The organism is Oceaniglobus sp. K40-3, assembly GCF_055808395.1.
Genome location: NZ_CM147868.1, coordinates 2,188,463 through 2,202,545, shown reverse-complemented (window position 1 = coordinate 2,202,545; position 14,083 = coordinate 2,188,463). Strand labels below are relative to the sequence as shown.

At 62.1% G+C, this 14,083-nt stretch carries 12 protein-coding genes and 1 pseudogene; 9 read left to right on the top strand and 4 right to left on the bottom strand.

What is annotated here, in order from left to right:
• The first annotated feature begins 3 nt into the window (after positions 1-3).
• A complete protein-coding gene (gene trpE, locus AC0L7P_RS11410) occupies positions 4-1,515 on the top strand; it encodes an anthranilate synthase component I (protein WP_473432898.1) in 1,512 nt (503 codons plus the stop codon).
• A 560-nt stretch (positions 1,516-2,075) separates the two neighbouring features.
• Here trpE and mfd read toward each other — a convergent pair.
• Together mfd and AC0L7P_RS11400 are read right to left on the bottom strand one after the other, a co-directional pair.
• Positions 2,076-5,525, bottom strand: coding sequence for a transcription-repair coupling factor (gene mfd, locus AC0L7P_RS11405; RefSeq protein ID WP_473432897.1), 3,450 nt, complete (start codon positions 5,523-5,525; stop codon positions 2,076-2,078).
• Between the two features lie 30 nt (positions 5,526-5,555).
• Positions 5,556-6,083, bottom strand: coding sequence for a component of SufBCD complex (locus AC0L7P_RS11400; protein WP_473432896.1), 528 nt, complete (start codon positions 6,081-6,083; stop codon positions 5,556-5,558).
• A 143-nt stretch (positions 6,084-6,226) separates the two neighbouring features.
• Between AC0L7P_RS11400 and hemB the strand changes: the two genes are divergently transcribed.
• The 3 genes from hemB (at position 6,227) to AC0L7P_RS11385 (ending at position 9,154) form a co-directional block, all read left to right on the top strand.
• Complete coding sequence (gene hemB, locus AC0L7P_RS11395) at positions 6,227-7,219, top strand: porphobilinogen synthase (RefSeq protein WP_473432895.1); 993 nt, start codon at positions 6,227-6,229, stop codon at positions 7,217-7,219.
• A gap of 134 nt (positions 7,220-7,353) precedes the next feature.
• Entirely contained in the window at positions 7,354-7,914 is a 561-nt protein-coding gene (locus tag AC0L7P_RS11390) for a lipid-binding SYLF domain-containing protein (RefSeq protein ID WP_473432894.1), read from the top strand.
• A 61-nt stretch (positions 7,915-7,975) separates the two neighbouring features.
• Positions 7,976-9,154 carry an aminotransferase gene (locus AC0L7P_RS11385; protein WP_473432893.1) on the top strand — a complete coding sequence of 393 codons (1,179 nt, stop codon included), beginning with the start codon at positions 7,976-7,978 and terminating at the stop codon, positions 9,152-9,154.
• 2 nt (positions 9,155-9,156) lie between these two features.
• Here the strand turns inward: AC0L7P_RS11385 and AC0L7P_RS11380 are convergent, their stop codons facing one another.
• Positions 9,157-9,900, bottom strand: a complete 744-nt coding sequence (locus tag AC0L7P_RS11380; RefSeq protein WP_473432892.1) for a GNAT family N-acetyltransferase — start codon at positions 9,898-9,900, stop codon at positions 9,157-9,159.
• A gap of 88 nt (positions 9,901-9,988) precedes the next feature.
• Between AC0L7P_RS11380 and msrB the strand changes: the two genes are divergently transcribed.
• Positions 9,989-10,387: a peptide-methionine (R)-S-oxide reductase MsrB gene (msrB, locus tag AC0L7P_RS11375; RefSeq protein ID WP_473432891.1), complete on the top strand. Its 399-nt coding sequence runs from the start codon at positions 9,989-9,991 to the stop codon at positions 10,385-10,387.
• 64 nt (positions 10,388-10,451) lie between these two features.
• Here msrB and AC0L7P_RS11370 read toward each other — a convergent pair whose 3' ends face one another.
• Positions 10,452-10,889, bottom strand: a complete 438-nt coding sequence (locus AC0L7P_RS11370; protein ID WP_473432890.1) for an outer membrane protein assembly factor BamE — start codon at positions 10,887-10,889, stop codon at positions 10,452-10,454.
• A gap of 99 nt (positions 10,890-10,988) precedes the next feature.
• Here AC0L7P_RS11370 and AC0L7P_RS11365 point away from each other — a divergent pair, with 99 nt between their 5' ends.
• From AC0L7P_RS11365 to AC0L7P_RS11350, 4 genes and pseudogenes are all read left to right on the top strand, one after another.
• Positions 10,989-11,549 carry a YceD family protein gene (locus AC0L7P_RS11365; RefSeq protein ID WP_473432889.1) on the top strand — a complete coding sequence of 187 codons (561 nt, stop codon included), beginning with the start codon at positions 10,989-10,991 and terminating at the stop codon, positions 11,547-11,549.
• A gap of 186 nt (positions 11,550-11,735) precedes the next feature.
• On the top strand, positions 11,736-11,942 hold the full coding sequence (gene rpmF / locus AC0L7P_RS11360; protein WP_473432888.1) for a 50S ribosomal protein L32: 207 nt from the start codon (positions 11,736-11,738) through the stop codon (positions 11,940-11,942).
• A gap of 126 nt (positions 11,943-12,068) precedes the next feature.
• Entirely contained in the window at positions 12,069-13,109 is a 1,041-nt protein-coding gene (gene plsX, locus AC0L7P_RS11355) for a phosphate acyltransferase PlsX (protein WP_473432887.1), read from the top strand.
• Positions 13,106-14,078 (top strand): annotated as a pseudogene (locus AC0L7P_RS11350) (beta-ketoacyl-ACP synthase III). The gene plsX and the pseudogene AC0L7P_RS11350 overlap by 4 nt, the downstream one beginning before the upstream one ends.
• Positions 14,079-14,083 lie beyond the last annotated feature (5 nt).

Sequence of the window (14,083 nt, the reverse complement as noted above, 5' to 3'; positions counted from 1 at the left end):
ACGATGCAACTGACCCCCTCATACGAAACCTTCGCCGAGGGCTTTGGCCGCGGTGAAAATCAGGTGGTCTATGCCCGCCTTGCCGCCGATCTGGACACGCCGGTTTCGTTGATGCTGAAGCTGGGCGAGGCGCGCGCCGATACCTTTGTTCTGGAATCGGTGACGGGCGGCGAGGTGCGCGGGCGCTATTCGATCATCGGGCTGAAACCCGATCTGATCTGGCAATGTCACGGCACCCAAAGCCGGATCAACCGGCAGGCCCGGTTCGACCCCGACGCATGGGATGCGCTTGACGGTGATCCCCTTGCCACCCTGCGCGCCCTGATTGCCGAAAGCCGGATTGCCCTGCCCGACGATCTGCCTGCCGCTGCGGCGGGGCTGTTTGGATATCTCGGGTATGACATGATCCGCCTGGTCGAACATCTTCCCGATGTGAACCCTGACCCCCTCGGCCTGCCCGATGCGGTGATGCTGCGCCCCTCGGTTGTGGCGGTTCTGGACGGCGTCAAGGGCGAGGTGACGGTGGTGTCCCCCGCATGGGCCAACAGCGGGCTGTCGGCGCGTGCCGCCTATGCCCAGGCCGCCGAACGGGTAATGGATGCGGTGCGCGATCTGGAACGCCAGCCAAAGGGCGAATCCCGCGATCTGGGCGATGAATTCGCGGCACCCGCGCTGGTGTCGAATTTCACCCATACCGGGTATCTTGCGGCCGTGGAAAAAGCTAAAGAATACATCCGGCAAGGCGATATTTTTCAGGTGGTCCCGTCGCAACGCTGGCAGGTGCCCTTCACCCTGCCGCCGTTTTCGCTTTACCGGTCTTTGCGCCGCACCAACCCGTCGCCGTTCATGTTCTATTTCAACTTTGGCGGCTTTCAGGTGATCGGCGCCTCGCCCGAAATCCTCGTGCGGGTGTTTGGCGGTGAAATCACCATCCGCCCCATCGCCGGCACCCGCCCCCGTGGCGCAACGCCGGAACAGGACCGCGCCAACGAGGCTGATCTTCTCTCTGACCCGAAAGAGCTGGCCGAGCATCTGATGCTGCTTGATCTGGGCCGCAACGATGTGGGCCGGGTGGCGAAAATCGGCACCGTGCGCCCGACCGAAAAATTCATCATCGAAAAATATTCCCACGTCATGCATATCGTATCGAACGTGGTGGGCGAATTGCGCGACGATCAGGATGCGCTTTCGGCATTTTTCGCCGGAATGCCCGCAGGCACCGTTTCCGGCGCGCCAAAAGTGCGCGCCATGGAAATCATCGACGAGCTGGAGCCGGAAAAGCGCGGCGTTTACGGCGGGGGCCTCGGCTATTTCAGCGCCGGCGGCGACATGGACATGTGTATCGCCCTGCGCACAGCGGTGTTGAAGGACGAAACCCTCTATATCCAGGCCGGAGGCGGCGTCGTCTATGACAGCGACCCGCAAGCGGAATTCGAAGAAACCGAAAACAAATCCAACGCCATCCGCCGCGCCGCCGAAGATGCAGGGCGGTTTACACGGGGCGGGAACGGGTAAGCAGGGCGGCACCATTGCCGGTCGGTCGCCGCCTTGCCTGACACCGAAACGATCAGCCCGGAACTGACCTTACCGAAACCAGAAATGCCCGAACTGGCTGCCATACCAAAGCGGCGGCACAAACCTTAAACAACCGGTTGGGTTCTGAACGGGGTTTCTGGCGGCGGCAATCGGAACCGTTGGCGAATGTTCCAGTAACGAGCGTTTATGGAGTGCGACTGAATAGCGGTTGTGCGGACTTCGCTTCCGTTCAGCGGAAAGTCAGGAAGGAAATAAGAAGCAATGCTACAAACACCACAATGCCTATCAACCAAGTCTTTGCATCCCCGAGTTTTCCGTAGGACTCCCAGTTAAAATACACAATTCGCTTACAAGCATAGGCGGCCCGCTCTGCGAACCCGCGCAGCCATGAGTCATTTCCAGTCTGGTCAACCATGACGATAGGATATCGCGGCTGACAGGGATTGCAACGGGCTCGCAGCCGACATTTACGACCTCCCAAAAACGACGGACAGTTTGTCGAACTCAGGATTTTTCATCAAGGGCACGCGCCTTTACCGTCAATTCCCCACCGCCCGCACATGCCGCGCCAGATCCTGCGCTATCGCAAACGCACCCTTGATCTTGTCGCCGGTTTTCGCCCAGTCGCGCAGGACGATGATCTTGTTGTCCTTCACCTTGGCCTGCCCTTTCTGTTCGGTGATGAAGTCGACCAGACCGGCGGGGTTGGCGAATTTGTCGTTGTGGAACTGAATCGTCGCGCCCTTTGGCCCGGCGTCCAGTTTGGCGATGCCCGCGCGTTTGCATTCGGCCTTGATGCGCACCACCAACAGCAGGGTGTTCACCTCGCGGGGCAGTTTGCCGAAGCGGTCGATCAGCTCGGCGGCGAACCCCTCCAGTTCAACCTTTGAACTCAAGCCAGACAGGCGGCGATAGAGGCCGAGGCGCACGTCGAGGTCGGGGACGTAATCTTCGGGAATCAGGACCGGCACGCCGAGGTTGATCTGCGGCGCCCATTGGCCGTCGTCGTCGGTCAGGCCTTCCAGCTTACCCGCCCTGATCTTGGCAATCGCCTCTTGCAGCATGGATTGATACAGCTCGTATCCGACCTCGCGCACCTGCCCTGATTGTTCTTCGCCCACCAGATTGCCGGCGCCGCGAATGTCGAGATCCTGACTGGCCAGCGTGAAACCCGCCCCCAGTGAATCGAGCGATCCCAGAACGCGCAGACGTTTTTCGGCGCTCGGGGTCAGTTTGGTGCGCGGTTTCGTGGTCAGATAGGCATAGGCGCGGGTTTTGGAGCGCCCCACCCGGCCGCGAATCTGATAAAGCTGGGCCAGCCCGAACATATCGGCGCGATGCACGATCATGGTGTTGGCCGTGGGAATATCAAGGCCGGATTCAACAATGGTGGTGGCCAGCAACACATCGTATTTGCCATCGTAAAAGGCGTTCATCCGATCATCAAGTTCCCCCGCCGCCATCTGCCCGTTGGCGGTGATGAAGCTCACCTCGGGGACGTGATCGCGCAGGAATTCCTCCATCTCGGGCAGGTCAGCGATGCGCGGCACCACGACAAAGCTTTGCCCGCCGCGATAATGTTCGCGCAACAGCGCCTCGCGCAGGGTGACGGCATCGAATTCCGAAACGTAGGTGCGGATGGCCAGACGATCCACCGGTGGCGTGCCGATGATCGACAGGTCGCGCACCCCCGTCAACGACAGTTGCAAGGTGCGCGGAATCGGCGTGGCGGTCAGGGTCAGCACATGCACGTCAGAGCGCATCTGTTTCAGGCGTTCCTTGTGGTTGACGCCGAAATGCTGTTCCTCGTCGATCACCAACAGGCCCAGATCGCGGAACTTGATGGATTTCGCCAACAGGGCATGGGTGCCGATCACGATATCAACCGTGCCGTCGGCAATCCCCTGCCGGGTCAGCGCCGCATCGCGGGTGGACACAAAGCGCGACAACTGGCGCACCTCGACCGGGAAACCGCGAAACCGTTCGGCAAAGCCTTTGAAATGCTGGCGCGCCAACAGGGTTGTGGGCGCAATCACCGCCACCTGATGACCATTCAGCGCGGCCACAAAGGCGGCGCGCATGGCCACTTCGGTTTTGCCGAATCCCACGTCGCCACAGATCAGGCGATCCATGGGCGCCCCCGCGGAAAGATCGCCCAGAACGTCGTTAATCGCGCTCTGTTGATCGTCGGTTTCCTGATAGGGAAAGCGCGCGGAAAAGGCATCCCACATGCCGTCTGGCGGCTCCATGATGGGCGCGCGGCGCAGCATCCGTTCGGCGGCGACCCGGATCAGACGGTCGGCAATATCGCGGATGCGCTGTTTCAGGCGGGCCTTTTTCGCCTGCCACGCGCCACCGCCCAGCTTGTCCAGCATGCCTTCGTCGTGACCATAGCGCGACAACAGTTCAACGTTTTCAACCGGCAGATAGAGCCGGTCGCCCCCCGCATATTCCAGCAGGATACATTCGTGATCGGCGCCCAACGCCTTGACCACCTCAAGGCCGCGATACACGCCGACGCCGTGATCCACATGCACAATCAGATCGCCGGGCGAGAGCGATTGGGTTTCGGTGAGGAAATTTTCCGCCCGCTTCTTGCGTTTGGTAGACCGGATGAGCCGGTCACCCAGCACATCCTGTTCAGACACAACGGTAAGGCCCTTGCCCTCAAACCCGTGTTCCAGCGCCCAGACCACCAGAAACAACCCGCCGCGCCCTTCGGGGATATCGCGGAAATCGGTGATGGGGGTTGCACTGGTCAGCCCCTCATCCTCCAACAACCCGGTCAGGCGTTCGCGCGCACCCTCGGAATAGGACGCAACAACCACCTGATCATCTTTATGCTTTGCGCGAACATGATCCGCCAAGGCACTAAAAAGGCTGATGTTTTCCTGCTGTCGTTCGGGCGAGAAGTTGCGCCCGATCCGTCCCCCCGCATCAATCACCCCGGGCCCCGTCGCCTGTGGCAGCGGGTTCAGTTGCAGCACCCGGCGCCCGGCAACCGCCTTGGTCCATGCGGCATCGTCAAGGTAAAGCAGCCCCGGCGGTGCGGGTTTATAAACGCTATCAACCCGCTTTTTGCTAAGCATCGCATCGCGGCGGTTGTCATATTGATCGGCGATACTGTCCCATCGGGCCAGCCGCGCGCCGGTGCTTTGATCGTCCAGCATCCATGTGGCATTGGGCAGATAATCAAACAGGGTTTCCAGCCGGTCGTGAAAGAACGGCAACCAATGTTCGATCCCTGCGTGTTTGCGCCCCGCGCTTACCGCCTCATAGAGCGGATCGTCGGTGCCTGCCGCGCCGAATTCAATCCGGTAATTTTGCCGGAACCGGGTGATTGCCGCATCATCCAGAATGACTTCGCTGACCGGGGCCAGATCAATCACCGAGAGTTTTTCCGTGGTGCGCTGCGATCCCGGGTCAAAGCGGCGCGCACCGTCCAGCACATCGCCAAACAGATCCAGCCGCACAGGCCCCATTTCGCCGGGGGGCCAGACATCAATGATGCCGCCGCGCACCGCATAATCACCCGGTTCGATCACCGTGGGTGCCTGGGTGAACCCCATGCGCACCAGAAACCCGCGCAACGCGCCTTCGTCGATCCGCCCGCCCACACGGGCCGAAAACGCCGCCTCGCGCAGCAATTCCCGCGCCGGAACCCTCTGGGTGGCCGCATTCAGCGTGGTCAACAGAATGAAAGGCCCGGGCATCCCATGGGCCAGCGCGGCCAGTGTCGCCATGCGCGTGGCGGAAATATCGGCGTTGGGCGACACCCGGTCATAGGGCAGACAATCCCACCCCGGAAAGGTGATGACCGTGGCCTGGGGCGCAAAGAATTCCAGCGCGGCACGGGTGGCCGCCAGACGTTTATCATCGCGCGCCACATGAACAACGGGGCCGCTGGCGCGCAAAAGTTCCTGCGCGATCAGGCGGGCGTCAAAACCTTCGGGCGCACCGGATACGGTGATATGGCTGGGATCGGACATGCGCCTTTTTCTATTCTGTGCAGACTGGCGTCAACGGCCCCATGGCCCGACATCCAGATTCGTGTACATCCCCCACATGGCGGTGACGAAAATCGCAAGGATGCCAATCAGTTGAACGATCATGCGGTGGCGCGACAAATACCTCTGGAGCGCCTCACCCGTGGCACCCTCGGTATCGATCGTCTTGGCCGTGGCCAAAGACAGGGCGCCGATTCCGGTCAGCGGAACGGCCATCAGCATGACCGCCTGGGCGAATTCCACCCTGTACCAGATTGCCAGTACCGCCAGCCCCGACAACAGCATCGCAACCAATGACACCAGCCCCAGCCCCGAAACACGCGCGATATAAAGCAGCCGGTTGACGTTGATCCGCGCCATGACATCCAGATCGGCCTCGGCCTGCCCGCCAAAGCGGCGCGCCCGCGTCACCATGTCATAGGGCACGCCCAGCACCCAATGGGATGCGGTGGACCATACCGTGGCAAGGGCGATCCAGTACCACAGGTTGGAAAACGACCGCATGTCGATCAGTTCAAAAACGGCCGTGTACCAGTTCAAACCGTAGCTCCTGATGTTGCAATTCGGCGCGACCCTACTCCGGGGGCGCCGGGAAACACCAGCCCCAGATCATGGGACTTGAGGTAGCGCGGCATCCATGCCACCCAAGGGGATACCTCCACCCGTTCATCCCCGAGATTGCCATGCCTCAAGCCCCCTTTCCCGCCACCCGGTTCCGCCGCCTGAAATCTTCGCCCGCCCTGCGCGCCCTGGCCTGTGAAAACACCCTGTCTGTGGGCGATCTGATCTGGCCGGTTTTCGTGCGTGACGGCGAGGGGCAGCGCACGCCCGTTGCCTCGATGCCGGGGGTTGAACGCCTGTCGGTCGATCTGTTGGTTGAGGCGGTCCGGGATGCGGCGGATCTGGGCATTCCGGCAGTGTGCATTTTTCCCTATACGGATCCGCGCCTTAAAACGCAGCTTTGCGAAGAGGCATGGAACCCCGACAACCTGTCAAACCGCGCCATCCGCGCGATCAAGGCAGAGGTGCCCGAGATCGCGGTGATGACCGATGTGGCGCTTGACCCCTATAACATCAACGGCCACGACGGGATCGTGCGCGACGGCGTGATCGTGAACGACGAAACCATCGCGGCGCTGGTGAAAATGGCAATGGCGCAGGCCGAGGCGGGGGCCGATATTCTTGGCCCCTCCGACATGATGGACGGGCGGATCGGTGCCATGCGCAGTGCACTGGAAACCGGCGGGTATCAAAATGTTGCGATCATGTCCTATGCCGCGAAATACGCCAGCGCCTTTTACGGCCCGTTCCGCGATGCGGTGGGGGCCACGGGGGCGCTGACGGGCGACAAGAAAACCTATCAGATGAACCCCGCCAATTCGAACGAAGCCCTGCGCCTGATTGCCCGCGATCTGAGCGAGGGCGCCGATATGGTGATGGTGAAACCCGGCCTGCCCTATCTTGATATATGCCGGCGCGCCAAGGACCGGTTCGGCGTACCGACCTATGCCTATCAGGTGTCCGGTGAATACGCGATGATTCAGGCGGCGGCGGCCAATGGTTGGATCGACGGGGCGCAGGTGATGGCGGAATCCCTGATTGCGTTCAAACGCGCCGGTTGCGACGGAATCCTGACCTATTTTGCCCCGGCCATGGCCCGGGTTCTGCGCGGTTGATGCGCCCCGGCGGCGCCCTGCCGATGGTGTCATAAGGGCGTGACATTGGGCGGTATCTGGCCTAACCTTGCGCCTGAATGGTCAGATAAGACCATCGCACGAGGCATAATCGGCAGTAAAAGGGCGAAACCCACATGAACATTTATTCCCGGCGCGCGGTTCTGGCCGGTGCGGCATCGACGGCGGCCCTTGGCGCTGCCTGTTCCAACGGTCTGGGCAGTCTTGGCGCCGAAACCATTGATGCGCGCGTCACCCGGTCCCTTGATTTTCTGTATTCCACCTATCCTGCCACCCGCGATCTGCGCGACAAGGCGGCAGGCCAGTTGGTGATGCCGCTGGTCACCGAGGCGGGTCTGGGAATCGGCGGCAGCTATGGGCGCGGCGCGCTTCAGGTGGCGGGCAGCACGATCGATTATTATTCCGCCACCCAGGCCAGTGTCGGGCTTCAGATCGGGGCGCAGCAATACGCCCATGTGTTGTTCTTCATGACCAATGACGCCCTTTATACCTTCCGCAATTCGCCCGGCTGGTCGGCCGGCGCCGATGTGCAATATGCGGTAAACGATCAGGCGGGCGATCTTTCCGCCGATACCACCACATCGCTGTCACCGGTGATCGCGGTGATTTTCGGTCAGGCCGGGTTGATTGCCGGGGCCACGGTCAAGGGCACGAAATACAACCGCATCATCCCCTGAGGGTTTTCACCGGTCCTGCACCGGTCTAGTGTCGCGCGGCCCCCTGACGAAAGGTCGCGCGATGCCGCTTCTGTTGAACCCTCACATGGCTTCTACCACGGCCCCGCCCGTGATGGAGGCGCGCCGCTGGCTGACCGGGGTGACATTTCCCGATGACCGCCCCTTGATCAATGTGTCTCAGGCGGCGCCCGTGGCCCCGCCCCCTGAACCGATGCGCGCCGCTATGGCCGACACCCTGATGAACACGCCGCAATCCCATCTGTATGGCCCGGTTCTGGGCCTGCCCGAATTGCGCGCCGAGGTCGCCACCCGCTGGAGCGCCGCTTACGGTGCAACAATCACGCCCGATCAGGTGGCCATCACCTCGGGGTGCAATCAGGCGTTTGCGGCGGTGATCGCAACACTTGCCACCCAAGGGGATGAAATTATCCTGCCAACCCCATGGTATTTCAACCATAAAATGTGGCTTGATATGAATGGAATCGCCACTGTTCCCCTGTCCACCGGGGCGGGCCTGATTCCCGACGCTGAAACCTGCGCCGCGCTGATCACACCACGCACCAAGGCGATCGTTCTGGTCACGCCCAACAATCCGGGGGGCGCGGAATACCCGGCCGAAACCCTGCGCGCCTTTGCCAGTCTGGCGCGCAGTCATGGTTTGGCGTTGATCCTTGATGAAACCTATCGCGACTTTGACAGCCGCAGCGGTGCGCCCCACGATCTGTTCACCGATCCCGATTGGGATGATGTGCTGATTCAGCTTTATTCGTTTTCCAAGGCGTATCGTCTGACCGGCCACCGGGTTGGGGCGCTGACGGCCAGTATGGCGCGGCTGGCGCAGGTGGAAAAATTTCTTGATACCGTCACGATCTGCCCCAACCAGTTGGGCCAGTATGCGGCGCTTTGGGGGATGCAGAATCTTGATGGCTGGCTGGCGGGGGAACGGGATGAAATCCTTGATCGGCGCGCCGCCATCGAACAGGGGTTCGCCCGCCTGCCCGGCTGGAACCTGCTCGGCTGTGGCGCCTATTTCGCCTATGTGGAACACCCGTTCGATATACCATCGGATGCGCTGGCCCAACGGTTGGTGCGCGATGCCGGGGTGCTGCTGTTGCCCGGCACCATGTTCACCCCCGACCAAGACCCGGCAGGCAAGCGGCAGCTGCGCATCGCCTTTGCCAATGTCGATCGCGCCGGGATCGGGCAGCTTTACGACCGGCTTTCGGCGTTCACAGCCTGATTTCACCCGGCCACGGCGCGCAACAGCCGGGCGCGCCCTGCCGGGACGCGCGCGATCTCAAGCCCGGTAAAGACATGAACCGTACCAAGGGCGCGGTCGATCACCGCATGGTCGCTGACCCATCCGCCCATGGCCAGATAGGTGCGCAACAGCGGCGGCAGCACCTTTTGCGCGGCGCTGCCGGTGACACCGGGCAAGGGCGCAAAACGCACCACCTCGCCCGCGCCGACACCGGGCGCCCAACGATCTGGCGCGCGGTGCCGGTCGCGCAGATAGGCAAAGGCGTGGTGATAGGGCGCCGGATCGCATCCCGCAAAGGACGAACTGCCAAACAGCAGCCCCACCCCCAAATCATCGACCTGCCGTGTCACCGCCCCCCATGCCAACCGCAACACATCACCATCCTGCCAATCAGGGTGAATGCAGAATCGCCCCAGTTCCAGCATCGGCGCGCCGAAATGTCCCAGCGCCGCCAGATCATAGAATTGCGCGGAATAGCTGTGGACGATCGCAGCGCCCCGATAAAGGCGCAGCCGAAAACACCCCACCAAAGCGCCGGTATCACAGGTTTCGATCAACACATGATCACACAGTACATCGAATGCGTCCCGGTCGTTCCGGTCGGCCCCGCCCCGAAAACAGCGCCCCCGCAGGGCCAGCGCGGCGGCCATATCCGGCGCACCCGCCGCCATGCGTGCCCGCAACCGGCCCTTGCTCAGAAGGATTGCACCTTTGGCCTGTGTCATGATCGCCCATTCATGGCTTGGATGCCCCGCAAAACACCCTAGATATGGGGCAACCCCGGCAATCCGGGCAAGTGTGAAAGGACATGCGATGCAGAAAGTCACCAAATCCGATGCCGAATGGCGCGAACAATTGTCAGATCTGGCGTTCAAGGTCACCCGCAAACACGGAACGGAACGCGCCTTTTCCCATGATTCCTTTCCCAAAGAGCCGGGCAGCTTTCATTGCGTCTGTTGCGGCGCCGAGGTGTTTGATCAGGCCCATAAATTCGACAGCGGCACCGGCTGGCCCAGCTTCTGGAAACCCGCCGTTCCTGAAATGGTCGGCGAACACGAAGACCGGTCCTGGCTGATGAAACGCACCGAGGTGCATTGCAACCGCTGCGCGGCGCATCTTGGCCACGTGTTTCCCGATGGGCCACAACCCACCGGCCTGCGCTATTGCCTCAACGGTGTGGCGTTGGAATTCAAACCCAAGTCAACCAGCTAGGGTCATGGCGCGGCCCATTCGGGGCTGCGCCATTCCGGGCGAATCGTGATCCCCGGTTCCGGCGCTATTGCAGGAAATCCCCGGCGTTGAAGTTGCCGATGTTGCCAAACAACTGTCGCAAGAACCCGATACCCTTGACGTTGCTGTCGGTGACCCGACGCGACAGCGCCACGACGCGCCCGTCCTCAAGCCCGAAGCGTTCGATATTTTCAACCACGCCAGTGTCGTCAAAGGAAATGGCCACCACTTCACGTTCCACCTCTTGCGGGGCGCGATAGGCATAGTGGCGGAACCGGCTTTTGACGTAAAACCACCCGCCCTTGTCCAGAACACCGGTCGACGTGGGCCGCCCGACGGCGGCGGCAACGGTTTCACGGGTGTCGGTGCCTACCTCGATTGCGGCAAGTTCATCATCCGCTGGCACATAGCCGTGATTGCGGTAAATCGCCGTGCATCCGGCCACTGCCAGTGCCAGCACAATCGCCGCCCCCAGCCGTGTCATCCTGGCCAATCGCCCCATACCACCCTCTGCGCTGCTTTTATCTGCCTCTTATCCGGCTTACAGTTTGTTCGCCCACTGTTCAAGAATCGAAACACCACCATGTCCACACCTCTTTCGCCTTCGCCCCATATCCTGCGCCTGTCCGATCTGGGGCACCGGCGCGAAACGACGTTCGAACTGGTGCCCGATGCCGATGGCCGCGCCGCTTTGGCCGCTGATCTGGGGCTGTCGGCCCTGCGCAAACTGCGATTTAGTGGTACATTGGCCCCCGTGGGGCGCCATGACTGGACCCTGACCGCGCGCCTTGGCGCCACAGTGGTGCAGCCCTGCGTCGTCACCCTTGCCCCCGTCACCACCCGGATCGACAGTGATATTCAGCGCCGGTATCTGGCGGAAATGGAACTGCCAGACACCGGCGGCGAAATCGAAATGCCCGAGGATGACACCGCCGAACCCCTGCCTGCCACCCTTGATCTTGGGCAGGTGATGGCCGAGGCGCTGGCCATGGCCCTGCCCGATTTTCCACGCGCTGCGGGCGTCGCCCTGGGCGAAGCGGTGTTCACCGAACCGGGCCAGGCGCCCATGCGCGACGAGGATGCACGCCCCTTTGCCGGGCTGGCCGGGTTGCGCGCGGCGCTGGATGATGAAAAAGACAGCTAGGGCAACCAGTTTTCCCTTGCCCCGCGCGCAGATCACAGTATGTTCCGCGCTCTTTCCGGGGGCCTTCACAGGGCTTGAACCGCGCGCCCGATGGGCGTATGGCCCTGCGGGATCAATAACGAATTCGCAGTCCCGCGAGATGAGCAACACCGGGCCAAGTGGCCCCCGATAACCTGAGGTTGAGACATGGCTGTCCCACAGAATAAAATCACCAAGTCCCGCCGCAACATGCGCCGCGCGCACGATTCGCTGACGCCCGGCAATCCGGCAGAGTGCCCGAACTGCGGTGAACTGAAGCGCCCGCACCATGTATGCGGTGCCTGCGGCCATTACGCCGAGCGTGAAATCGTCGCTCAGGCTGACGAAATCGATCTGGACGACGACGCGGCATAAGCCCACGTCGGCCCCGCCGCCCAGCATGCCCCAGGTTTCCCCTGTCCCCAATGATGAAGCCGCCGCACGTTCCGGCGGCCCTTCGCACACGGGTACGGGGGGCGCACGATCATTTCGATCGATGCAATGGGCGGCGATCAGGGGCCAAAGGCCGTTGTCGCCGGAATGGCAAAATCGGCCGAGAAAAACGCCGACATCGGGTTTATCCTGCACGGTCCCCGGACCGAACTTGCCCCCTTGGTCGAACAGGCCGGGCTGAGTGAGCGTTGCGAAATCCGCGATGCCGCCGGTGTCGTCACCATGGAGGACAAGCCCAGTCAGGTCATGCGCCACGGCAAGGACACCTCCATGTGGTCCTGCATCGAGGCGGTGCGCGCAGGCGATGCCGACGTTGCCGTGTCTTGTGGCAATACTGGCGCGCTGATGGCCGTCAGCATGATCCGCCTGCGCAAGATCGACGGGGTGAACCGCCCTGCCATTGCCTGCCTTTGGCCGTCGCGCAATCCCGGCGGGTTCAACATGATGTTGGACGTGGGCGCTGACATCCGCGCCGATCAGGATGATCTGTTGCAATATGCGCTGATGGGGTCGTCCTATGCCCGCAACGGGCTGGGCCTGAAACGCCCGCGCATCGGGTTGCTGAATGTCGGCACCGAAGAACACAAGGGCCGCGCCGAACTCAAGGTCGCCCATGATCTGATCGCCGATGCCGCCGCCCATTCCGACTTTGAATTTGTCGGTTTTGTCGAGGGGGGCGATATCCCCTCTGATCGGGTCGATGTGATCGTGACCGATGGGTTCACCGGCAATGTCGCCCTGAAAACCGGCGAAGGCACCGCCAAACTGATCAGCGATCTTCTGCGCGAGGCGTTTTCCTTTAACCTTCTGTCAAAAGTTGCCGCCCTTCTGGCCCTTGGGTCGCTCAAGCGGTTGCAGAAACGGATTGATCCGCGCCGGGTGAACGGCGGGGTATTTCTGGGCCTGAACGGCACCGTGGTGAAATCCCACGGCAGCGCCGATGCCACAGGCATTTCAGCGGCGATCAAGCTGTCGTTCAAACTGGCCCAGGGCGGGTTCAACGAACGGCTGGCCGCGCGGGTGGCCGCCGGCCTGGCCCACCGCCAGCAAACCGAAACACCACCGCAACAGGACGATACCGCATCATGACAACACGTGCTGTCGTAACGGGGGTTGGGCATTACCTCCCCGACCGGGTGGTCGAGAACGCCGAATTCGAAGCGATGGTCGACACCTCTGACGAATGGATTCTGCTCGCGCAGCGGGATCGAACGGCGCCATTTTGCCGCCGAGGGTCAGACGACCTCGGATCTGGCCACCCGCGCCGCCACCGCCGCCCTGGCCGATGCCGGGTTGGTGGCGGATGATCTGGATGCCATCATTCTTGCCACCTCGACCGCCGATCTGACCTTTCCCTCGGCCGCCACCATGGTGCAGGCCAATCTGGGCATGACACGGGGCTTTGCCTTTGATATTCAGGCGGTCTGTGCCGGGTTTGTCTTTGCTCTGGCCAACGCCAACGCCCTGATCATTTCGGGCCAGGCCAGGCGCGTCATGATCATCGGCGCCGAAACCTTCAGCCGCATCATAGACTGGAGCGACCGCGCCACCTGTGTCCTGTTTGGCGACGGCGCCGGCGCGCTCATACTTGAGGCGCAAAGCGGCAAAGGCACCACGGCGGACCGTGGTATTCTGTCGACCGATCTGAATTCCAACGGCCAATACAAAAGCGCGCTTTACGTCGACGGCGGTGTGTCCACCCAGACCGTCGGCCATCTGCGGATGCAGGGCAAAGAGGTGTTCCGCCACGCAGTGGAAAAGCTGGCCCAGACCGCCGACACCGCATTGGCCAAGGCCGGGCTGTCACCTCAGGATGTCGATTGGATGGTGCCCCATCAGGCCAATCTGCGCATCATCAAATCCACCGCACAAAAGATGGGCCTGCCTCTGTCCCGGGTGATTCTGACCGTGCAGGATCATGGCAATACATCCGCGGCCTCGATCCCGCTGGCCCTGTCCGTGGGCAAGGACCGCGGCGATATCAAGCGGGGCAATCTGATTGCGACCGAGGCGATCGGCGGCGGGCTGGCCTGGGGGTCGGTCATTCTGCGCTGGTAGCGCAG

Bases quoted from the DNA above. Each gene is read 5' to 3' on its own strand.
- trpE (WP_473432898.1), top strand. From the start codon at position 4: ATGCAACTGACCCCCTCATACGAAACCTTCGCCGAGGGCTTTGGCCGC.
- mfd (WP_473432897.1), bottom strand. From the start codon at position 5,525: ATGTCCGATCCCAGCCATATCACCGTATCCGGTGCGCCCGAAGGTTTT.
- hemB (WP_473432895.1), top strand. From the start codon at position 6,227: ATGCCTCAAGCCCCCTTTCCCGCCACCCGGTTCCGCCGCCTGAAATCT.
- AC0L7P_RS11390 (WP_473432894.1), top strand. From the start codon at position 7,354: ATGAACATTTATTCCCGGCGCGCGGTTCTGGCCGGTGCGGCATCGACG.
- AC0L7P_RS11385 (WP_473432893.1), top strand. From the start codon at position 7,976: ATGCCGCTTCTGTTGAACCCTCACATGGCTTCTACCACGGCCCCGCCC.
- AC0L7P_RS11380 (WP_473432892.1), bottom strand. From the start codon at position 9,900: ATGACACAGGCCAAAGGTGCAATCCTTCTGAGCAAGGGCCGGTTGCGG.
- msrB (WP_473432891.1), top strand. From the start codon at position 9,989: ATGCAGAAAGTCACCAAATCCGATGCCGAATGGCGCGAACAATTGTCA.
- AC0L7P_RS11370 (WP_473432890.1), bottom strand. From the start codon at position 10,889: ATGACACGGCTGGGGGCGGCGATTGTGCTGGCACTGGCAGTGGCCGGA.
- AC0L7P_RS11365 (WP_473432889.1), top strand. From the start codon at position 10,989: ATGTCCACACCTCTTTCGCCTTCGCCCCATATCCTGCGCCTGTCCGAT.
- rpmF (WP_473432888.1), top strand. From the start codon at position 11,736: ATGGCTGTCCCACAGAATAAAATCACCAAGTCCCGCCGCAACATGCGC.
- plsX (WP_473432887.1), top strand. From the start codon at position 12,069: ATGGGCGGCGATCAGGGGCCAAAGGCCGTTGTCGCCGGAATGGCAAAA.